Raw genomic sequence first — 21,802 nt, 5'->3', positions numbered from 1 at the left:
GTTTAACGGTTCATCCGCCGCAACGTTGCCTGCAGGCCACCCTCGAGCGATGCGCTCGTGCCCGGCACCGCCCCGTAACGGTTGGGCAGCTTATCTCCCGGCAGGCCCAGCAGCACCAGCGGCACCACCGGGAGTAGTCGGCTGACCACCAGCAGCACCAGCAAGGTCGGTACCCCCTGGCCAAGGTCGCGCAGGCGCCGCAGGACACCGCTGATCAACAGCAGCCCCATCACCACGATTATCCCCGGCACCGCCTGCATCAGGCTGCCGCAGGCGACCGTTGCGCCCAGGTGCAGGGCAAAGCCGGTCCGGTTCAGCCGGCTCTTGAGCTTCCATACCTCCCAGAACTGCGCCGGCGGTTGCTTGCAGTCGTTGTCCAGCATACGTTCGCTCCACGACAGCAAGGCCATGATCGCGCAACGCAGGCCGGGGTCGAGCTCGACATCGTCCTTGGCCTTTTGCAGTGCACGCAACACGCGGGTCTTGGGTGGCGCGCAGTCATTGAGCAGGCTGTTCAGGGCATCCAGCGCATCATTGAACGGTCGGCTGGCAATCCCTTGCTTTTGCAGCAACTCGGCGCTCGGCCGCTTGGTCTTGCCTGCCACCAGTTCGCGGCGCAGCGGCTCGTACCAGTAGTCATCGATGTACAACGCTTCGATACGGTTACGCAGGCGGGTGCGTTGTTCTTCATCCAGGCTGCGGTCGTGATACAGCACCGCGCAAAACAGCAGCTTGCCCAGCGGATAGTCGTCGAGCACGGTCGGCTCGCTTTCTAGGCAGGCGAGCAATTGCCCGGCGCTGGGCAGGCGGCTGCTGTCGATCGCGGTACGCAGGGTCAACAGCCGACTGGCCAGCAAGCCCTGCAGCGGATTGCTGTAATCCAGGCTGCCGAGCACGCCACTGCTGCCGTCGGGGCCTTGCAATACTTGTTGCAGCTGCGCTTGCAGGGCGGCGAAGGGGTGCTCGCTGGGGTAGTCGATCTGGCCGAGCAGTTGCGCATCGATCAACGTCAGCCAACGCGCCGGCTGGTCGAACAGGGCCAGCATGAACAGCTGTTGCCGGTGCCAGGCCCAGATTGCCTGGCTGTCGCTCGGCATCGGCAACTGGGCGCCGTGTTCGGCCAGCGCTTCCTGCACATGCAAGGCGAACGGGCGGGTGAACAGGCGGCGCATGTCGAACTGGCAGTTGAGCTCATGCAGGGCATGCGCCGGATACAGCCGCAGGCGCCGCAGCCATTCGCGGCACAGCGGCCGGTTGTTCTCTTCGGCCAAGGCTTCGGGCAGCGCAGCGGCGGGGTCGTCGCTGGCGCAGAACTGCACCAGCGCGCGCACCACCGGGGCGTGCTCGAGCCAGTGCAGCTGTTGCGCGGCCTGACGGCGGAAACCTTCGATGATCAGGGCGTCGAGGGCGTCTTCGGCGGGCGGCTCGGCCACCACCAGACGGAGCAGCTCGGCTTCACCGCGTTGCAGCGCCCAGGCCAGCCAGTACAGGCGATGCAGCTCGCGCTCGGGTTGTGCCTGAAGGAGCCAGGCGAGCAGTGGCAGCTCGTCGTCGCCGTCCAGCCGCCAGTCGATGAAGGTCGCCGCAATGCCGCCCAGTTCCAGGCGTGCGGCCTCCAGCCAGCGCGCCAGGGTTTGCGGGCTCTGCGCCGGGCTGCCGCAGGCCTGGGCCGGGTCGAGCAGGTCGTCTGGCCAGGCAGCGGGGCTGCTTTGCTGGTCCAGCGCTTGAATCAGCAGTGGCAGGCGTTGCGGCTGATGGCGGGCGCAGAGGTTGATCAGCCAGCGTTCGGCCTGCGGGTGGCGGTGCTCGCGCCACAGCCGCAGCCAGCAATCGAGCGCCTGCTGTTCTGCGCCCAGCGCATCGGCTTGGCGGGCGAGCAGGAACAGCAAGTCGGGATCATCCGGAGCCTGTTCAACCTGCTCCAGCAGGCGCGCATAGAGGGTCCGGCTGCCGATGCCGGCCTGGCTGAACTGCACCAGCAGACGCTGGATCAGCGCCTCGTCGTCGGGGAAGGCCAGGCAGGTGTGGATCTCGGCAAACTGCTCGTACTCGAACAGCGGCCGCTGGCGGAAGCAGTACTCCAGGCTGCGGAAGTACCACAGCGACTCCAGTTGCGCAGCAGGCGGCCAATCGCGCATCAGCTGCGTATCGAACGGGTCGGGCTCTGCCAGGCGCTGGAGGAAGGCTTCCACTTCGTGCGGATCGTTCAGGCGCAGCAGTTGCTCGGCCCAGCCCAGGCGCTCGGCGAGCAGGCCGGCGCAGCGGTGCGAGATCGGCCCGCAGTTGCGCAGTTCGTGCAGTAGACGCCAGTTCAGCTCATCCAGCTCGTCGAGGGGCAGTTCGTCGAGTTCGACGAGGTATGCCTGCCAGGCCTGCGGGTCGAAGCGCAGGGTGGGCTCTTCGAGCAAGCGGCGAAAGCCCAGCAGGGCCGGCGACGCGACGTCTTCGCTGGGCTCGGGCTGCGGCGCCGTGCTGGGCACCTGCTCACGGGCAAGGCGCAGGGCTTCTTCATAAGCCTCACGCAGGGCCTGAAAACCCTGTGGGTCGGTTTCCGGGTGATGTGCGGGCAGCAGGCCGCGATAGGCCTGACGGATGGTGTTGAGGTCCTGGGTAGGTTCCAGGCCCAGGCGGATCCAGCAGCTCATGACCAGCAATCCTCATCCAGCGACGCGGGGCGTTGCGCTTCGGGTAGTTCCATGTCCCACGGCAGGCTGGCCAGCAGCTCGCTGGCGCCGAGCCGCAGGTTGAGCAGGATGCAGCGGTTCCAGTGATCACTGCCTTGGCGTTCGAGCTCGGCGGCGAGGGCATCGTCGCTGCTGCCCGAGGCGTTCCATAGCGCCTTGCCGAACACGTAGCCGGCCAGGTAGGTGTCCCAGCGGTTGTAGTAGTGGCGTGCGCGCAGGGCCAGCCGATAGTGCAGGTAGAGGCTCTCGTCGGCCGTGATATAAGCCTTTTTCAGGCCAGCGCGCAGCAGAAAGCTCATCCGTCCCAGGTCCCACGCGCGGGTGCCGCCCGGGCCGCAGTCGGGGAAGGTGTGTGCGGCGAATTCATGCTTGATGCGTTCGCGCTCAGGCAGGGTTTGCAGCAGGGTGTGCCACTCGCTGGGCAGGCAGCGCTGGAATTGCCAGTAGGCTTCGGAGAGTTCGGTGGCATGGCCGTTGTCGGCCATGCCGAGCATGTCCAGCAACTGCGCGCGGTTGCTGATGCCCCACCAGCGCTCGAGGTCGGTCTGGTCGTCGCCTTCGAAGTACTCCGCGGCGGTGTAGCTGGCGCCGTTGAGGGCGGCCATCGGTGCAGACAAGGCATGCAGCCAGTGCTGTGCGGTTTCTTCCATGAGACGGCTCCTGGGCCGGCGCAATTCAAGGGGGGCGGCCGGCGTTGCTGAGGCGGATTGTAGAGAGCGGGGGCTGGACGGGCAATATTGGCCTGGCTGGCTGACGGGCTTATGAATTGTGGGCTTATCCATTTGATGTGGGGGCGCTACTGGCCCCTTCCGCCCTTACGGCCATCCCTTTCAAGGTGTTCTGAAATTGCGCTTGGCGTGAGCTCGCCGGGGCGCGCAGCGGCCCCGGCGAGCTCAACCAAAGAAAAATTCATAAAAATGCAGAGACCTTGAAAGGGATGGCCCTTACGGCGGGTCACTTTTTTTCTTGGAAAAAAGTAACCAAAAACCGCCTGCTCCTGCATCCGGCCCTGCGCTGCGCTACGGGTCCCCTCGCTCCGGTCTTGCTCCGGGAGGACCGCGCTGTACGGCCCATCCTGGGCCTCAGCGCTTTCCGGCCATCCATGGCCTCCACCTCCCTGCGCAATACCTGCGCTCGGCCTCCTGAAGTCGCGAAGTTACGGGCGGCGTCTGGGCTGGCGTTGTTTTTGGTAGTGGCATCGGTGGTGGATATTCGGGCCTCTTCGCGGGACAAGCCCGCTCCTACAGGTATCGCGCCGAATTCAAAATCGGCGCCCATCCTGTGGGGCGACAGTGCGGCGATCCGGCTTGCCCCGCGAAGAGGCTGGTACTGCGCCGAATTCAAAATCTGCGCAATCCCTGTAGGGGCGGCGGTGCGGCGATCCGACTTGTCCCGCGAAGAGGCCGGTACTGGCAGTGCAAATCGCAGGGCGCAGCCCTGCCAGCCACACCACAAATCCGCTGGTAAATAAACAAAGCGAGAGCGCAGCGATTCGCCAGCCGTTGCCCTGGCTGTTGATCTTGATCTTGCTCTTGATCTACAGCGACTTCAGGAGGCCGAGTGGAGGTCTTGCGTAGGGAGGTGGAGGCCATGGATGGCCGGAAAGCGCTGAGGCCCAGGATGGGCCGTACAGCGCGGTCCTCCCGGAGCAAGACCGGAGCGAGGGAACCCGTAGCGCAGCGAAGGGCCGGATGACGGAGCCAAGACCTTTTTGGTTATTTTTTGGCTGGGCCGGCACACCGGGCGTTTGCCAAAAAGTGACCCGCCGTAAGGGCGGAAGGGGCCAGCAGCTCCACCACATGAAATGGATAAGCCCCCACCCCACAAGACCCAGACCCCTAGCCCCCGCCAATCCATCAAGAACCAAAAATCTACCTAGCGTGCGCGCTCTTCCTCGCGCAAGGTCAGCACCTCGACGCCATCGGCCGTCACCGCCACGGTGTGCTCCCACTGCGCCGACAAGCCGCCATCGCGGGTAATCACCGTCCAGCCATCCTTGAGCGTGCGCGTGCCACGCCGACCCTGGTTGATCATCGGTTCGATGGTAAAGACCATCCCCGGCTTGAGCTTCATGCCCAGCCCGCGCTCGCCAAAGTGCAGTACCTCCGGCCCTTCATGCATCTGCTGGCCAATGCCATGGCCGCAATACTCACGCACCACGCTGTAGCCCGCAGCCTCGGCATGGCGCTGGATAGCATGACCGATATCGCCCAAGGTCGCGCCCGGGCGGACCTGGGCAATGCCTTTCCACAGCGCTTCGTAGGTGGTGTCGACCAAACGCTGGGCGTCTTCGCTGATCGCCCCGATGCGGTACATCTTCGACGAGTCGGCAATATAGCCACCCTGCTCCAGGGTGATGTCGACGTTGATGATCGAGCCGTCCTTGAGCACCTCGTCGGCCTTGGGAATGCCATGACAGACGACTTGGTCGACCGAGGTGTTGAGCGAGTAGGGGAAGCCGTATTGGCCCTTGCTCGCCGGCCGCGCCCGCAAAGTCTGGACGATGAACGCTTCGGCGTGGTCGTTGATCTGCATCGTGGTCACGCCGGGGCGGATGAAGCTGTCGAGCTCGGCGAACACCTGCGCCAGCAACTGGCCGGCGCGGCGCATCAGCGCAAGTTGCTCGGGGGTCTTGAGAATCACTTGAGACATTGGGGCTGTGCACATCTCGGTTGAATAGGCATTTACAGCTTATCCCCGCAGCGCCTGACGGTGCCACCGGTTGGTGCGCAGCTCACCATGTCGGTGCAATTCAACCTGCGTCGCAGCCCGCATCTACAGGCTTTGGGGCGCTGGCCCGAGTTTTGCTGAGTAATCAGCATCCGGGTCGTCAACGTCGACGGCCCCATACAGTTCACGACAAAGGCGCCGTGTTGCCCTGCTTGCTTGCGCAAGCCAAGGGCAACCGGCGCCTTTTGCGTTTTGCCAGGAGAAGCCGATGGCCAGCAGCGAAGTACGCAGCGTATGCCCCTATTGCGGGGTAGGGTGCGGCATCGTCATGGCGGTGCAAGACGGCCAGGTGAAAAAGATCGCCGGCGACAAGCAGCACCCGGCCAACTTCGGCCGGCTCTGCACCAAAGGCCTGACGGCGCACCAGCCGCTGACCGCCGCCGGACGCATGGCCAACGCCTACGTGCGCGGGCAGCGTGCCCAGGAGCCGGTGCGCAGCAGCCTCGATAGCGCTATTGAACAGACCGCCACGCGCCTGCGCGCGATCATCGACGCGCACGGCCCGGACGCCGTGGCGCTGTACGTCTCCGGGCAGATGTCGCTGGAGGCCCAGTACCTCGCCAACAAGCTGGCCAAGGGTTTTATCCGCACCCGGCACATCGAGTCCAATTCGCGTCTGTGCATGGCCAGTGCCGGCAGTGGCTACAAGCTGTCGCTGGGCGCCGACGGCCCGCCTGGCAGCTACCAGGACTTCGAGCACGCCGACGTGTTTCTGGTGATCGGCGCAAACATGGCCGACTGCCATCCGATCCTCTTCCTGCGCCTGCTGGACCGGGTCAAGGCCGGGGCCAAGCTGATTGTCGTCGACCCACGGCGCAGTGCCACCGCCGACAAGGCCGACCTGTTCCTGCAACTGCGCCCCGGCAGCGACCTGGCCCTGCTCAACGGCCTGCTGTACCTGCTGCACCAACAGGGCCAGACCGACGCCGCGTTCATCGCCCGCCACACCGAAGGCTGGAGCGACCTGCCGACGTTTCTCGAAGATTACCGCCCCGAGCGCGTTGCCGCCCTGACCGGCCTGAGCGAAGCCGACATTCACCAGGCCGCCGCGTTGATCGGCACGGCGCGCAACTGGATGAGCTGCTGGACCATGGGCCTCAACCAGAGTGTGCATGGCACCTGGCACAGCAACGCGCTGTGCAACCTGCACCTGGCCACCGGCGCCATCTGCCGTGCGGGCAGCGGCCCGTTCTCGCTGACTGGCCAGCCCAATGCCATGGGCGGCCGCGAAATGGGCTACATGGGCCCGGGCCTGCCGGGCCAGCGTTCGGCCCTGGTCGACGCCGACCGGGCCTTTGTCGAGGCGCAGTGGCAGTTGCCCGCCGGCAGCCTGCGTGCCGAAGGCGGCGAGGGCACGGTGGCCCTGTTCGAGCAGTTGCGCAGTGGTGAGGTCAAGGCCTGCTGGATCATCTGCAGCAACCCTGTGGCCAGCGTCGCCAACCGCCAGCAGGTGATCGACGGCCTGCGCCAGGCGCAGCTGGTGATCAGCCAGGATGCCTTCCTCGACACCGAAACCAACCGCTACGCCGATATCCTCCTGCCCGCCGCGCTGTGGGCCGAAGGGGAGGGCGTGATGATCAACAGCGAGCGCAACCTGACCCTGATGCCGCGCGCTGTCGAGGCGCCCGGCGAAAGCCAGGAAGACTGGCGCCTGATCGCCCGCATCGCCTGCGCCATGGGCTATGCCGAGGCCTTCGACTATGCCGACGCCGAGGCGGTCTACGACGAGATCCGCCGTTTCCACAACCCGGCAACCGGCTACGACCTGCGCGGTATCAGCTACGCCGAGCTGCGTCGCCAGCCCCGGCAATGGCCCTGCGCGCCTGGTCGTGAAGCCGATCGCAGCCCCCTGCGCTACATCAATGACGGCAGAAGCCAGACACTTTTGCTGGACGCCGACGGCACCCCGCCAGCCCTGGCGTTCCCCACACCCAGCGGCAAGGCGCGCTTCTTCGCCCGGCCCTGGCTGCCGGCGCCCGAACTGCCCGACGACGACTATCCCTGGGTGCTCAACACCGGCCGCGTGCAGCACCAGTGGCACACCCTGACCAAGACCGGCAAGGTCGCCAGCCTGAACAAGCTCGAGCCCGGCCCCTTCGTCGAGATCAACCCCGACGATGCACGGCGCCTGGGTATTGCCGACAAGGACCAGGTGGCGATCCGCTCGCGGCGTGGCCAGGCCGTGCTGCCGGCGCGCATCAGCGACCGGGTGCTGGCCGGCGGTTGCTTTGCGCCGTTCCACTGGAACGACCTCTACGGCGAGCAACTGGCGATCAATGCGCTCACCTGCGATGCGGTCGACCCCATTTCACTGCAACCGGCTTTCAAGCACTGCGCCGTGGCCCTTGAGCGGGTCGGCGGCGAGCGTATCGAAGCCCTCGACCTGACCACTGTTACCCCTGCGGAGCCTTCCAGCATGCCGATTGCCGCCCTGTCTCGCCTGCTCGGTCTGGACCACCTGCCTGTGCCAGTCCTGGCCGAGGACGAACGTCATTACTTGCAGGGCTTCGTCCTCGGCCTGGGTCAGGCCCGCGCCGATGGCGTGCCGAGCCTGCCGGCCAATGCGCCGTTGTCAGCGAGCCGCCGCTTGTTCGTCGATGGCCTGCTGGCAGGCCTGTTCGCCGCACCCGCGACAGCGCCTGAACGCGTGGCCGAGGCCCCGCGTCATCGCGTGTTGTGGGCCTCGCAGACCGGTAACGGCGAAGCCTTGGCCGACAAATGCGCGCAGCGCTTGCGCGAGGCTGGGCTGGCCGTCGAGCTCAGTTGCATGGAGGCCATCAGCCCCAGCCAGTTGCAAGGCGCTGCCAGCGTAGTGCTGATCGCCAGTACCTTCGGTGACGGCGAGGCACCAGACAGTGGTGCGGCCTTCTGGCAGGCGCTGCACGCCGAACAGGCCGGCCAGTGTGCCGAGTTGCCCTATGCGGTATTGGCCCTGGGCGACTCCAGCTACGGTGAGTTCTGTGGGTTTGGCCGCAAGCTAGATGAACGCCTGGCCGAATTGGGTGGGCGCCGCTTGCTGGCGCGGGTTGATTGCGAGCCAGACTTCGACGAGGCCTTCAGTGCCTGGCTCGAGGCGCTGCTGCCTGAGCTGGGCACTGCCGTACAACCACCCGTTGTCGCTGAGCCCGCGCCAGTCGCAACCTACAGCAAAGCCCAGCCATGGCAGGCGACGCTGCTCGAAAACAACCTGCTGAATGGTCCCGGTGCCAGCAAGGAGACCCGCCAGCTGGTGTTCGACCTGAGCGGCAGCAACTTCAGCTACCAGGCCGGTGACGCCCTCGGCGTGTGGCCGCGTAATTGCCCTGAACTGGTCGAGGAAGTGCTGGCGCTGATCGGCATCGACGGCCAGACGCAGGTCGAGCTCAAAGGCCAGCCGCCGATGGCGCTGGCGACCGCGCTGGAGCAGCACCTGGAGATTGCCCGGGTTACGCCTGGGCAACTGCAGGTCTTCAGCGACACTGCCGAGGACTTGCGGCGCTTGCTCCAGCCTGAGCACAAGGCCGAGTTGAGTGACTGGCTGTGGGGGCGGCAGTTGGCTGATGTCCTGCGTGAATTCCCCCAACAGTTGCCCTTGGCAACCTGGCTCGACCTGCTCAAACCGTTGCAGCCGCGGCTGTACTCGATCAGTTCCAGCCCTGTTGCGCATCCCGGCCAAGTCCACCTGACCGTTTCCACGGTGCGCCATGGCCAGCGCAAGGGTGTCTGCTCGGCGTTTCTCGCCGACCGCGCTGCGGCGCTGAAGGTGGCGATCTTCCCCCAGGTCTCGAAGCACTTTCGCCTGCCGCAAGACCCGCACGTGCCGATCATCATGATCGGCCCCGGCACGGGCATTGCGCCGTTTCGGGCGTTTCTCGAAGAGCGCGAGGTACAGCGTGCGAGTGGGCCGAACTGGTTGTTCTTTGGCGAGCAGCACCACGCCTGCGACTTCTATTACCGCGAGCAGCTGCTGGCCTGGCAAGCCAGCGGGCACCTGCGCCTGGACACGGCGTTTTCCCGCGATCAGGCGCAGAAGATCTACGTGCAGCAGCGGTTGCTGGCGCAGGGCGCAGACGTCTGGCGCTGGTTGCAAAACGGCGCGCACCTGTACATCTGTGGCGATGCCCAGCGCATGGCCAAGGATGTCGACGCCGCGCTGCGCCAGCTGGTGGCTGAGCAGGGCGGCATGAGTACGGCGGCGGCAGATGCCTATGTCGACGGCTTGAGCCGAGACAAACGCTACCTGCGCGACGTGTATTGAGTGAGTGCCCCAGGATGGGGAGCGGTGCACCTTGGCTGTGCGAATTTTCCAGTATCGAGGCTGCTTGACCGACCAAGAGCCCCGCTAAACCAACGAAATTCACCGCTCCGCCATCGTTGGCACAGTCCCTGCTTTTACAGAGTTACAACATGCCCCATTGATCAACGGCGATCAGCAAGGGGCCACACACTGATGAGAACAGGCAAAGGCGCCTGGAGCTTTGAGCTCCAGGCGTTTTTTTTTGTCTTGGCGGCGGCTAACCCCGCCAACCGTGATCGAGGATCGACTATGAAGGCAACAGCGAACGGCGGACAACGAGAGCGACTGGTCATTGTCGGCAACGGCATGGTCGGCCACCACTGCGTCGAACAACTGGTCGAGCGCGGCGCCCTGGCGCGCTTCGAGGTACGGGTGTTCGGCGAAGAGCGCCAGCGCGCCTATGACCGGGTGCACCTGTCGGAGTACTTCGCTGGCAGCTGTGCGGAAACCCTGGCTATGTGCGAAGGCGGTTTCTACGATCGCCATGGCGTTCACCTGCATCTGGGTGAGGCGGTGCTGGAGATCGACCGCGCAAGCTGCGAAGTGGTCACAGCCGAAGGCCGCTATGGCTACGACCAATTGGTCCTGGCCACCGGCTCCTACCCGTTCGTACCGCCCATCGAAGGCTCCAGTGGCACCGCCCGGCTGGTCTACCGCACCCTCGACGACCTCGACGCGATCCGTGCCGCCGCCAGCGATGCGCGCCGTGGCGTGGTGGTCGGCGGCGGCCTGCTCGGGCTGGAGGCGGCCAACGCCCTGAAGTCGCTGGGCCTGGAAGCGCACGTGGTCGAATTCGCCCCACGCCTGATGCCGGTACAGCTCGACGGCGAAGGTGGCGCGGCGCTCAAGGCCCAGATCGAAGCGCTTGGCGTGGGCGTGCACCTGTCCCGCGCCACCCAGTCGATCAGCGCCGGTGAGCACTACCGCTACCGGATGAACTTCGACGGCGGCGAGAGCCTGGAAACCGACCTGATCGTGTTCTCTGCCGGTATCCGTCCGCAAGATGCCCTGGGTCGCGCCTGCGGCCTGGAGATCGCCCAGCGCGGCGGTGTAGTGATCGATAACGACTGCCGCACCAGCGATGCGCAGATCTTCGCCATCGGCGAATGCGCCTCGTGGAACGGCAGCGTGTTCGGCCTGGTTGCGCCGGGTTACAGCATGGCGCGTAACCTCGCCGCGCTCTTGCTCGGCGAAGCGGCCAGCCCGTTCACCGGCGCCGACATGTCGACCAAGCTCAAGCTGCTCGGCGTCGATGTCGGCTCGATCGGCGACGCCCATGGTGCCACCCCGGGTTCACGCAGCTACCGCTTCATCGACGAAGCCAACGCCGCCTACCGCCGGCTGGTGGTGGATGCCAGTGGCAAGCACGTGCTCGGCGCGGTGCTGGTCGGCGACAACAGCTACTACGACACCTTGCTGCAGTACTGCCAGAACGGCATCGCCCTGCCGGCCGATCCCGCCGCGTTGATCCTGCCGCAAGGCGGCGGTGCCCCGGCCTTGGGCGCTGATGCCCTGCCAGACACTGCAACCATCTGCTCGTGCCACAACGTCAGCAAGGGCGCAGTCTGCGCCGCCATCGACAGTGGCTGCGGCGACCTCGCCGCGGTCAAGCGCTGCACCAAGGCCGCCAGCGGTTGTGGCGGTTGCGCGGCGCTGCTCAAGCAAGTCTTCGAACATGAGCTGACCGCACGTGGAGTGACGGTCGACAAGAGCCTCTGTGAACACTTCAGCTACACCCGCCAGGAGCTCTACGGCCTGGTCCGGGTTGAGGGCATCCGAACCTTCAACGACCTGCTCGAACGCCATGGCCAAGGCCATGTCGGCTGCGACATCTGCAAGCCGGCGGTGGGCTCGATTCTCGCCTCGTGCTGGAACCAGCCGATCATGGACGCTGCGCTGGTACCGCTGCAGGACACCAACGACACCTTCATGGCCAACATGCAGAAAAACGGCACCTACTCGGTGGTGCCGCGGATTCCGGGTGGCGAGATCACCCCGGACAAGCTCATCGTGATCGGCCAGGTGGCAAAGAAGTACGACCTCTACACCAAGATCACCGGCGGCCAGCGCATCGACCTGTTTGGCGCCCAGCTGCACGAGCTGCCGCTGATCTGGGGCGAGCTGATCGAGGCCGGCTTCGAGACCGGCCATGCCTACGGCAAGTCGACCCGTACGGTGAAGTCGTGTGTCGGCAGTACCTGGTGCCGCTACGGCGTGCAGGACAGCGTGGCCATGGCCCTGCGCCTGGAAGACCGCTACAAGGGCCTGCGCTCGCCGCACAAGCTCAAGTTCGCCGTGTCCGGCTGCACCCGCGAATGTGCCGAAGCGCAAAGCAAGGACATCGGCGTGATTGCCACCGACAAGGGCTGGAACCTCTATGTGTGTGGCAACGGCGGCATGCGCCCACGCCATGCCGAGCTGTTTGCCACCGACCTTGATGACGAGCAACTGGTGCGCCTCATCGACCGCGTGCTGATGTTCTACATCCGCACGGCCGACAAGCTGCAGCGCACCTCGGTCTGGCGCGAGAGCCTGGAAGGCGGCCTGGATTACCTCAAGGCGGTGATCCTCGATGACAGCCTGCAGATTGCTGCCGAACTGGAAGCGCAGATGCAGCATGTGGTCGACCAGTATGAATGTGAATGGGCCAACGCCCTCAACGATCCCGAGAAGCTCAAGCGCTTCCGTACCTTCGTCAACGACCGGCGCGCCGACCCAGACGTGCACTTCGTGCGCGAACGTGAACAGCGCCGTCCCGCTGCACCGCTGCACCTGATCCCCACTGTCGAGGAGGCTGTCTGATGAACCTGTCCACTGCTGCTGTTGCGCAACAACCCCATTGGCAGACGGTTTGCCACGTAGGTGACCTGGTCGCTGATTCTGGCGTGGTGGTCTGGCTGGAGGGCGAGCAGGTCGCGCTGTTCTACCTGCCTGACCAGGCGCAGGCGGTGTATGCCGTCGACAACCGTGACCCACGCTCCGGCGCGAACATCATCGGCCGTGGGCTGGTGGGGAGTCTGGGAGGAGAGCTGACGGTGGCCGCGCCGCTGTACAAGCAGCATTTCAGCCTGGCCAGCGGGCGCTGCCTGGAAGATCCGCAACAGGCGCTACGGGTGTGGCCGGTGCGGTTGCAAGGGGAGGCTGTGGAGGTGGCGTTTGCCTGATGGCGATGGGCCGTCAAACCACAGGCCCATGCCGTAGTGTATGGCACCGGCTCTGCCGGTGTTCGCGGGTCAAGCCCGCCTACAGGGTTCCACGCAAATCCTGTAGGAGCGGGCTTGACCCGCGAAGAGGCCAGCCCGGCCGCTTTAAAGCACCAACCCCTGCGGCGTACGCCCGGCAAACACATCCACCAGGCTAGCCACCACCATCTGGCCCATGCGCGTACGCGTCTGCACCGTGGCACTCGCGCGGTGCGGCTGCAGCACCACCTCGTCACGCTCGAACAACGCCTCCGGCACACGCGGCTCGTCGGCAAACACATCCAGCGCCGCCCCGGCAATCTCACCCGCCTGCAGCGCGGCAAGCAATGCCGGCTCATCCACCAGCTTGCCGCGTGCGATATTGATCAGATACCCCTCACGACCCAGCGCCTGCAGAATCCGCCGATTGACCAGCGCCTCCCCTTTGTCAGCCGCAGCCGCCAGAATCAGCGCATCGCTGTCGCGCGCCAGTTGCTCCAGGTCGGCCTCAAAGCCATACGGCACATCCAGCGCCTGCAAGTCGGTGTAGCGGATCGGGCAACCAAAGGCCGCCGCGCGCTGGGCGACGGCACGCCCCACCCGGCCCATGCCGACGATGCCGATGCGCATCCCCGACACTTGCCGGGCCAATGGCAGTGGCGCTAGCGGCGTGGCGCTGGTCGCCCACAGGCCGCTGCGCACGAAACGGTCGCCGGTACACAGGCCACGGCAAACACTGATCAACAAGCCAATCGCCAGATCAGCTACGTCTTCGGTCAGCGCGCCAATGGTGGCAGTCACCTGGATACCCCGATCACGGGCGTAGGCCAGGTCAATCGCATCGGTGCCGACGCCATTCACCGCAATCACTTGCACATTTGGCAGGCTGGCCATCAGCGCCTGGCTGATGCCGGTGTGGCCACCGGTAATCACCCCACGGAACTTGCTGCCATGCTCGGCAATGAAGGCCTCTTTGTCGGCCTGCTCGTAGTAGCGGTGCACAGTGAACAGCTGCTCCAGCTGTTCGCGGATTTGCGGGATGAGGATCGGGCTCAGTTGCAGGACTTCAGGTTTCATCTGTCACTCCAGTTGTGCGCAAGGCGAGGCGGCTCAGCCGCGACCGACGAAGGGCATGTTGCTGGCCATCACGGTCATGTTGAGAACATTGGCGTCCAGCGGCAGGGCGGCGATATAGCGCACGGCATCGGCCACATGGCGGACGTCGAGCATGGGTTCGGCGGCGATCTCGCCATTGGCCTGGCGCACGCCGCGGGTCATCCGTTCAGACAGCTCGGTCAGGGCGTTGCCAATGTCGATCTGGCTGCAGACGATGCTGTACGGGCGACCGTCCAGGGCCAGCGCTTTGGTCAGGCCGAGCACCGCGTGCTTGCTGGCGGTGTACGGCGCGGTGAACGGGCGCGGGGTGTGCGCCGAGATCGAGCCGTTGTTGATGATCCGCCCGCCCTGCGGCTGCTGGCGGCGCATCAGGCCGAAGGCGGCGCGGGCGCAGAGAAACACGCCGTCGACATTGGTGGCGATGACGTTGCGCCAGTTCTCCAGCGGCAGTTCGTCGATCGGCACGGCGGGGGCGTTGACCCCGGCGTTGTTGAAGATCAGGTCGAGGCGGCCATGCACCTCCTCGATGGTGGCGAACAGTTGCGCGACGCTGTTTTCGTCGCGCACATCGGTAGGCACGGCCAGCGCTTGGCCACCGGCGGCCTGGGCCTGCTCGACGAGCAGTTGCAGCGGTTCGGCGCGGCGCCCGGCAAGGACCAGGCTGAAGCCGTCCTCAAGCAGGGCCAGCGCCACGGCGCGGCCGATACCGCTGCCAGCGCCGGTGACCAGGGCGACTTTATTGTGTTTGGCTTGGGTCATGCTGTGCTCCAGAAAAAGTCAGGCGGCTTGACGAATGGCCCGCGGGCCAACGCGCATCTGTAATTGGCCAATGCCATCGATGCCGGCGGTGATCACATCACCCGGGTTCAGCGGGGCCACACCGGGCGGGCTGCCGGTCATGATCAGGTCGCCGGGTTGCAGCGCCAGTTGCTGTGACAGGCGGCTGATCACCTCGGCCAGCGGCCAGGTCTGGTCAGCGATGTGCGCGCGCTGGCGCTCCTCGCCGTTGACCTGCAGCCACAACTCGGCGTCGAGTGGCCAGCCGAGGCCGGCCGCCGGGACGATGGCGGTCATCGGCGCGGAGGCGTCGAAGACCTTGGCGCCTTCCCACGGCAGCCCCTCCTGCTTGGCCTGGCGCTGACGGTCGCGCAGGGTCAGGTCGAGGCCGGCGGCGTAGCCGTAGACATGCTCGAGGGCGTGGCGTGGGTCGATATCGACGCCGCCGGTGCCGATGGCCACGACCAGTTCAATCTCATGGCAGAACTCTTCAGTGCGCGGCGGGAAGGGCAGCTCGCCGTCGGCAGCGACCACGTTGCTTGCCGGTTTCATGAAAAACACCGGCTCGCTCGGCGCCGGCCCGGCGGCCGCTGGCCACGGGTAATTGCGGCCCAGGCAGAACACCCGGCCGACAGGAAAACGGCTGTCGCTACCGTGGATCGGCAGGCTGATGGTGGCCGGGGGGGTGAACAGGTACGTCATGGGGTGTGTCCTCCGTTCGGGAGTGGCCAGCGTAGCGAGCGCTGCGCTGGCAAAGTTGGATGAAACCGGCAAGGGCTTGGACAAATCGGTGCCTGTACCGCCAAGGACAATCGGCCTTACGCAGCAGTCTTCAGCTCAATTCGGTACAGCTTGCCGAGCAACAGCGAGTACGACAGGGTGCCCATCAACGCCACCCCACCAATGAACCAGAACGCCATGGCAAACGAGCCGGTGGCCTGCACGATGGTGCCGATGACGATCGGCGTGACGATGCCGCCGATGTTTGCGGCCAGGCTGGTAACGCCCCCGGTCAGGCCGATCAGCTCCTTGGGCGCGACTTCCGAGACCGCTGCCCACGATGACGAAGCGATGCCCTGGGCGAAGAAGGCCAAGGTCAGCACGGCAATGCAGAGCACATTGGAGTCGGTGAAGTTGACCAGCACGATCGACATGCCGAGCATCGAACCCACCACCAGCGGCAGCTTGCGGGCAAACGACAGCGAGTAGCCGCGGCGGATCAGCAGGTCGGAAACGATCCCCGCCAGAAGGATGCCGATCGTGGCGCCAATGAACGGCATCACGGCAAAGATGCCCACCTTGATCAAGGTCAGTTGACGCTCTTCGATCAGGTAGGTCGGGAACCAGGTCAGGAAGAAGTACAGCGCCGAGGTGCTGGCGAATTTGCCCAGGCAGATCGCCCAGACCTGCCGATAGCGGAACAGCTCGGCGATCTGCCGCCAGTCGAAACGGGTGCGTTGCTGGCTGCTCTTGACCAAGCCGCCGCCGTCTTCGATGTAGGCCAGTTCTTCCTTGCTGACCTTCTTGCAGTTCAACGGGTCGCGGTACAGGAACAGCCACACCACGCCGAACACGATGCCGACGATGCCGGTGCTGTAGAACACGTGGCGCCAGTCGTAGGTGGTCGCCAGCCACAGCAGGGCGCCGGTGAACAGCGCAGTGCCCAGGTACTGACCGCAGACATAGATGCTGCTGGCCAGGCCGCGTTCGCGGGCGGGGAACCACACCGTGACCGCGCGGCTGTTGGCCGGGAAGGCTGGAGCCTCCATGGCGCCGACCGCCAGGCGCAGGCCGAACAGCGATGCGAAGCCGGTTGCCAGGCCTTGCGCCACGGTGACTGCCGACCAGCTGATCAGCGACACGCCGTAGGTCAGTCGCGAGCCAAAGCGGTCGGCGACGAAGCCAGCAGGCACCAGGGCCAGCGCGTAGGTCCAGGCAAATGCCGAAAAGATCAGGCCCATCTCGACCTTGTCCAGGCCAAGGTCCTTGGCCATGAACGGTGCGGCGATGGAGATATTGACCCGGTCGACATAGTTGATGATGGTCGCAATCAGCAGCAGCGACAGCATGAACCAGCGTCGGCGGGTCGGCAGGCGTTGCGTTGGGGCAGCGTCCAGGGCCAAGGCCCCCGACGCGGAACGGGTGGTGGGCGTGCTCGACATGAGTCGACCTCGTTTATTGTTGTTGGGAGGTTGGGCTGCAGTCCTGCCTATTAAGGTGGTCGTACGACTGTTGAAAAGCAACGGCGCTTTTAGACCGTTTTTTGTACGTGGAGGGGGGTAGGGCTGCAGTGTCCAAAAAAATCCTGGCACTGGGTTTTGTCCGATAATTCTGCTGAAACACGCGGTTTAGAGCTGTTTTGGTGTATTGCTCAGGTAGCGTGTTTTTGTAGGACGGTGTTACATATGGACTTTCGACATCGTACAACTTGTTGCGCGCCGAACAGCTCGACCTTCACAATCGGCCGTGCACACCGAGGAGCCCACACCCATGCCGCCCAAGCGCGAAGTCCCCACCTACGTCATGCAGCAACGCAGCGAGCTGATGGATTTCCACATCCGCGACCAGCGCGGCCGCCCCGCCGAGACCGCGCCGCATCGCCACGAATACTTCCAGATCCAGATCAACCTGGGCGGCGATACGGTGCAGCACATCGGCAGCGTCGAGCGGCCGTTTGCCCGCAATACCCTGGCGTTCATCCTGCCGCACCGGGTGCATGTCATCCCGCACCCGCCCGAAAGTGATTTTTTCGTGATCAATTTCTCCCAGACGTTTCTCCTGCCGCACCTGGCCTGCGACCCGATGGACCTGGAAGAAGTGTCGATCCTGCAGGCACCGGAGCTGTCGCCGTTCCGCTTCCAGGAGCACCTCGATTTTTGCCTGGACGATGCCCAGTTCGCGCAGATCAGCGGCCTCCTCGAGCAGATGCGTGAGCTCGATGCCAACCGCGGGTTTGGCACCCGGGAAATCCTCAAGGGGCTGCTCCTGCAACTGATCGGCCGGGTCTGCGGGCTGTATGCCGAGCCCTTGCGCGAGCTGGCCGAAAGCAACGCCGCGCAGATCAGCCGGCGCGCTGCACTGGGGCGCATGAGCGACTACCTGCGCCGGCACATCGACGACCCCGACCTCAACCTGCAAAAGGTCGCCGCGGCCACCTACCTGTCGCCGACCTACCTGACCCACTGGCTGCGCAAGGAAGTGGGCAAGAGCTTCAGCGAACTGGTGCTGGAGCGGCGCATGCATGCCGCGCGCAACTACCTGCTCAATGGCAGTCGGCCGGTGGGGGAGGTGGCGCGGCTGTGCGGCTTTGCCGACGAAGCCTACTTTTCGCGCCGGTTTCGCCAGATCCACGGCGCCCCGCCGGGGCAGTTTCGCCGCCAGCAGCGCGATCCGGACACGCCGCAGGCAGCGATGCTATAAGATGGCTGAACGACGCTGAACGCAGGCAAATCCTGCTCCTGGACGCATGAATCTCGACACCCGCATCAAGTATCGCCACCTGCTGTGCTTTCTGGAGATTGCCCGTCAGGGCAGTCTGGCCCGGGCCGCCGATGTCTTGGCGATCAGCCAGCCGGCCATCTCCAAGACGCTCAAGGAGCTTGAAGAGCTGCTCGAAACGCGGCTGTTCGAGCGCACCCGGCTGGGCGTCGAACTGACCCCGGCCGGCACCCGCTTCATGCGCTACGCCGGGCCCAGCGTGCAGGCCCTGCGCGATGGCGTGAGCACCTTGCGTGGCGAAGCCCGCGCGCCGTCGCAGGTGCGCATTGGCGTGCTGTCGACGGTCGAGGGCTTGCTGATGCCCGAGGTGCTCTGTCGCTTGCACCAGCGTCACCAGGCGCTGGTGATCAGCGTGGTCACCGGGGTCAGCGCGCAGTTGCTCGGCCAGTTGCACCTGGGCGAGCTGGAAATGGTGGTCGGGCGGATGACCGACAGCCCGCAGATCCAGGGTTTGTCGTTCGAACACCTGTACAGCGAGTCGATGAGCCTGGTGGTCCGCCCGGGGCATCCACTGCTGGCCCGCCAACCGGTCGAGCGGGGGCGGGTGGGCGACTACCCGCTGGTGCTGCCGCCCCCCGGCACGACCATTCGCCAGCATGCCGACAGCCTGTTCGTGCAGTGCGGGATCCACATGTCCGGGCAACGCCTGGAGACGCTGTCGCTGGCCTTGAGCCGGCGCTATTTGCTGGGCAGCGATGCAGTCTGGGTGGCACCGCGCGATGCGGTGCTGATCGACCTCGGCCGCGGCGAACTGGTCGAACTGGATCTGGGCGTGCGCGAGCCGGGCGGGTCGGTCGGGATCTGTCGCAACGCGGCCTTGCCGCAAAGCCTGCCGGCGCAGTGGATGTGCGAGGTATTGCGCGAGGTGGCGGGGCAATACCGGGATGGGGTTTATCCCTGACGCGCCACCCGGTGATGGACATCCTGGGAGCGGCAATAATTAGCGACAAAAACCCGGCAAACCCGGCATATCAGGTCAATACTGGCCAATGGCTGTAAATGCCGAATGAAGAAGCTTTCACCCACTGAACTTCCCGTCGGTAACCCGCTCTTATGCCGGTAGCCATTGGTAATGGCCGCCTGATAAGCTCGCGGCTTTACCCTGATTGCCCTCATGGCGCATGAACAAGGAATTAGCATGAAACAACATCGTTTGGCGGCTGCGGTTGCCCTGGTAAGCCTGGTTCTGGCGGGCTGCGACGCCCAGACCAGCAACGTCGAGCTGAAGACCCCGGCACAGAAAGCCTCCTACGGTATCGGCCTGAACATGGGCAAGAGCCTGGCTCAGGAAGGCATGGAAGACCTTGATTCCAAAGCAGTGGCTCTGGGCATCGAAGACGCCGTCACCAAGAAAGAACAACGCATCAAGGACGAAGAGCTGGTCGAAGCCTTCACCGCACTGCAGAAGCGTGCCGAAGAGCGCCTGACCAAGGCCAGCGAAGAAGCCGCTTCCGCTGGCAAGAAGTTCCTTGAAGAAAACGCCAAGAAACAGGGCGTGGTCACCACCGCTTCCGGCCTGCAGTACGAAGTCGTGAAGAAGGCCGATGGCCCACAACCGAAAGCCAGCGACGTGGTGACTGTTCACTACGAAGGCAAGCTGATCGATGGCAAGGTCTTCGACAGCTCGGTCGAGCGCGGCAGCCCGATCGACCTGCCAGTCAGCGGCGTGATCCCAGGTTGGGTCGAAGGCTTGCAACTGATGCACGTCGGCGAGAAGTACAAACTGTACATCCCGGCTGAGCTGGCCTACGGCGCCCAGAGCCCGAGCCCGCTGATCCCGGCCAACTCTGTCCTGGTGTTCGATCTCGAACTGCTGGCCATCAAGGACCCGAGCAAGGCTGAAGGCGAAGCGCCGCAAGTCGAAGCACCGGCCCAGTAAGGCCAAGGCTGTACCCAGCGCCCCGTCTCGACGGGGCGCTGTCGTTTTGGCGGTCAGGCGGGACGAACCTCGTCGGCCGCAGACTGTCCGAACAGGACCGAGCGTACTGCAGTCAGCGGCGTCGCAAAACGTTTGCGCAAACGTAACGACTGTGTAAAAAACGCCCGATCTGAGCGGGACCCTTGCCCAGTGGGCACCCCGCGACGGAAACTGTGCCCTGTTCACAAGGTTATCCACAATAAATGTGGATAACCTCCGCCGATCTGGAGGCCCCATGAGCGCACCCTGGAACTTTGCCCGCTTCCTGCCCTTGGCCGAGCGCCTGCTCAGCCGTGGCCGCCTGCCGGCCTTGCTGTTTGCCGTGGCGCGCAAGGGCCCCAAGCTTGGCCAACTGCGTGAGGACGTGCGCCTGATGCAGGCGCTGTGCCTGGCCTGGTGGCGTGGCGAATACCGCGCCATCAGCCCCAAGGCGCTGGTGACCGTGGTCGCCGGTTTGCTGTATTTCGTCAGCCCGCTGGACGCCATTCCCGACTGGTTGTTGGGGGTCGGTTTTCTCGATGACATCGCCGTGCTGGGCTGGGTGTTGAAGACCGTGGCTGATGAACTGGGCCGCTTCAAGGCCTGGCGTGACAGTCAGGCGCCGGAGCGCCTGCGCGTGGTCGAGCGCCTGCCGGACACCCCCGAAGCCCTGCGCCTGGAGCGCCGCACGCCATGAAGTGAACGTGATCTGCACAGACTCCCGCGCTTGGTCATATAATTGGAATAAGGATTATGCCTACGGATTACATGCCGTAATCCTACGTGAGGGGGTAGTAATGGGAATTCAGGTCATCAGCCGGGACGGTCAGCCCGAATACGCCGTTGTCCCCTGGGAGCAATATCAGGCACTGCTCGCGGCAGCGGGCCAGCCACCTGCCGGCGTTAGCGCCAAGGTGCAGCCGGCCGAAGCCGACACGCCCGCGCCAGCTGTCAGCCTGCCTGCGTTGAGCGAGCTGGCGCAGTTGCGTGAGGCCAAGGGCCTGGAGCCAGAGGCCTTGGCCCGTAGCGTCGGCATCAGCCCGGCGTATCTGGCCATGATCGAAACCGGCGAGCGCGAACCGGGTGATCCGATTCTGCGCAGCCTGGCCTGGCACCTGGGGATTGCCGGCTGGAGCCAGTCGTCATGAGCCAGGTGAGGATCAGCCGTCAGCAATGGCAAGGCCTGCTGGACGAGCTTGATCTGGCCCGACGTCAACGTCATCTGCTCACCTACCGTGCACTGCTCGAACGGTTGCAATTGCCGATCCCGGCCATGCAGACCCTTACCGCTGCCCTGGAACACCTGGCGGTGATCGATGCGCGGGCTGAGCAGCCGCTGCGCAGCTCGCTGGTCATCAGCCAAGGCGCAAGCCGCCTGCCGCGCACCGGGTTTTTCGAATGCGTGGAGCGCCTCGGGCGTTTTTCCGGGCCGGTCGACGGTATGGAGGCGGCCTCCTGGCATGCCTCTGAAGTGGCGCGCGTGTTCGAGTACCGCTATCCCGAAGAGGCCTGAGTACCTGGCTTCGTCGTGAGGCCAGTAGCCGAGGGCGCTGCGCGCGCCCTCTGTGGGAGCGGCCTTGTGTCGCGAAATGAGGGCGCAGCCCTCACCGGCATCACCTTCCGATACGATCCGTTCGCTCAC

General features: G+C 65.1%; 16 protein-coding genes. 9 read left to right on the top strand and 7 right to left on the bottom strand.

Annotated features, from left to right (window positions below):
• Positions 1 to 2: 2 nt before the first annotated feature.
• From J3B00_RS22680 to map, 3 genes are all read right to left on the bottom strand, one after another.
• Complete coding sequence (locus J3B00_RS22680; protein WP_209872267.1) at positions 3 to 2,645, bottom strand: J domain-containing protein; 2,643 nt, start codon at positions 2,643 to 2,645, stop codon at positions 3 to 5.
• On the bottom strand, positions 2,642 to 3,334 hold the full coding sequence (locus J3B00_RS22675) for a DUF1266 domain-containing protein (protein WP_209872264.1): 693 nt from the start codon (positions 3,332 to 3,334) through the stop codon (positions 2,642 to 2,644). Before J3B00_RS22675 ends, J3B00_RS22680 begins: the two co-directional genes overlap by 4 nt.
• Positions 3,335 to 4,559: 1,225 nt before the next feature.
• Positions 4,560 to 5,336: a type I methionyl aminopeptidase gene (map, locus tag J3B00_RS22670; protein WP_209872261.1), complete on the bottom strand. Its 777-nt coding sequence runs from the start codon at positions 5,334 to 5,336 to the stop codon at positions 4,560 to 4,562.
• A gap of 286 nt (positions 5,337 to 5,622) precedes the next feature.
• Between map and J3B00_RS22665 the strand changes: the two genes are divergently transcribed.
• From J3B00_RS22665 to nirD, 3 genes are all read left to right on the top strand, one after another.
• Positions 5,623 to 9,651, top strand: a complete 4,029-nt coding sequence (locus J3B00_RS22665; RefSeq protein WP_209872258.1) for a bifunctional nitrate reductase/sulfite reductase flavoprotein subunit alpha — start codon at positions 5,623 to 5,625, stop codon at positions 9,649 to 9,651.
• A gap of 288 nt (positions 9,652 to 9,939) precedes the next feature.
• A complete protein-coding gene (gene nirB, locus J3B00_RS22660; protein ID WP_209872255.1) occupies positions 9,940 to 12,492 on the top strand; it encodes a nitrite reductase large subunit NirB in 2,553 nt (850 codons plus the stop codon).
• Entirely contained in the window at positions 12,492 to 12,854 is a 363-nt protein-coding gene (gene nirD / locus J3B00_RS22655) for a nitrite reductase small subunit NirD (protein WP_209872252.1), read from the top strand. The genes nirB and nirD overlap by 1 nt, the downstream gene beginning before the upstream one ends.
• Before the next feature lie 144 nt (positions 12,855 to 12,998).
• Here the strand turns inward: nirD and J3B00_RS22650 are convergent, their stop codons facing one another.
• From J3B00_RS22650 to J3B00_RS22635, 4 genes are all read right to left on the bottom strand, one after another.
• A complete protein-coding gene (locus J3B00_RS22650) occupies positions 12,999 to 13,949 on the bottom strand; it encodes a 2-hydroxyacid dehydrogenase (RefSeq protein WP_209872249.1) in 951 nt (316 codons plus the stop codon).
• Positions 13,950 to 13,982: 33 nt separating this feature from the next.
• Positions 13,983 to 14,747 (bottom strand): SDR family oxidoreductase, encoded by a 765-nt coding sequence (locus J3B00_RS22645; protein WP_209872246.1) that lies wholly within the window; start codon positions 14,745 to 14,747, stop codon positions 13,983 to 13,985.
• Between the two features lie 18 nt (positions 14,748 to 14,765).
• Complete coding sequence (locus tag J3B00_RS22640; RefSeq protein WP_209872243.1) at positions 14,766 to 15,467, bottom strand: fumarylacetoacetate hydrolase family protein; 702 nt, start codon at positions 15,465 to 15,467, stop codon at positions 14,766 to 14,768.
• Positions 15,468 to 15,583: 116 nt separating this feature from the next.
• Positions 15,584 to 16,927, bottom strand: a complete 1,344-nt coding sequence (locus J3B00_RS22635) for an MFS transporter (RefSeq protein WP_209872240.1) — start codon at positions 16,925 to 16,927, stop codon at positions 15,584 to 15,586.
• Positions 16,928 to 17,255: 328 nt separating this feature from the next.
• Here J3B00_RS22635 and J3B00_RS22630 point away from each other — a divergent pair, with 328 nt between their 5' ends.
• The 6 genes from J3B00_RS22630 to J3B00_RS22605 all read left to right on the top strand — a co-directional run bounded on the left by J3B00_RS22630 (position 17,256) and on the right by J3B00_RS22605 (position 21,673).
• Positions 17,256 to 18,185: an AraC family transcriptional regulator gene (locus J3B00_RS22630; RefSeq protein ID WP_209872236.1), complete on the top strand. Its 930-nt coding sequence runs from the start codon at positions 17,256 to 17,258 to the stop codon at positions 18,183 to 18,185.
• 46 nt (positions 18,186 to 18,231) lie between these two features.
• Positions 18,232 to 19,164, top strand: a complete 933-nt coding sequence (gene pcaQ / locus J3B00_RS22625; RefSeq protein WP_209872233.1) for a pca operon transcription factor PcaQ — start codon at positions 18,232 to 18,234, stop codon at positions 19,162 to 19,164.
• A gap of 237 nt (positions 19,165 to 19,401) precedes the next feature.
• Positions 19,402 to 20,142, top strand: a complete 741-nt coding sequence (locus J3B00_RS22620; RefSeq protein ID WP_209872230.1) for an FKBP-type peptidyl-prolyl cis-trans isomerase — start codon at positions 19,402 to 19,404, stop codon at positions 20,140 to 20,142.
• Positions 20,143 to 20,416: 274 nt separating this feature from the next.
• A complete protein-coding gene (locus tag J3B00_RS22615) occupies positions 20,417 to 20,857 on the top strand; it encodes a DUF1232 domain-containing protein (RefSeq protein ID WP_209872227.1) in 441 nt (146 codons plus the stop codon).
• A 100-nt stretch (positions 20,858 to 20,957) separates the two neighbouring features.
• On the top strand, positions 20,958 to 21,308 hold the full coding sequence (locus tag J3B00_RS22610; RefSeq protein WP_209872225.1) for a helix-turn-helix transcriptional regulator: 351 nt from the start codon (positions 20,958 to 20,960) through the stop codon (positions 21,306 to 21,308).
• A complete protein-coding gene (locus tag J3B00_RS22605) occupies positions 21,305 to 21,673 on the top strand; it encodes a hypothetical protein (RefSeq protein WP_209872222.1) in 369 nt (122 codons plus the stop codon). Before J3B00_RS22610 ends, J3B00_RS22605 begins: the two co-directional genes overlap by 4 nt.
• The last annotated feature ends 129 nt before the right edge of the window (positions 21,674 to 21,802 follow it).

Source organism: Pseudomonas sp. BP8, from assembly GCF_017875955.1.
GTDB lineage: Bacteria > Pseudomonadota > Gammaproteobacteria > Pseudomonadales > Pseudomonadaceae > Aquipseudomonas.
Note: the sequence above shows the minus strand (reverse complement) of the source record. Positions and strands in the feature narration are given on the sequence as shown.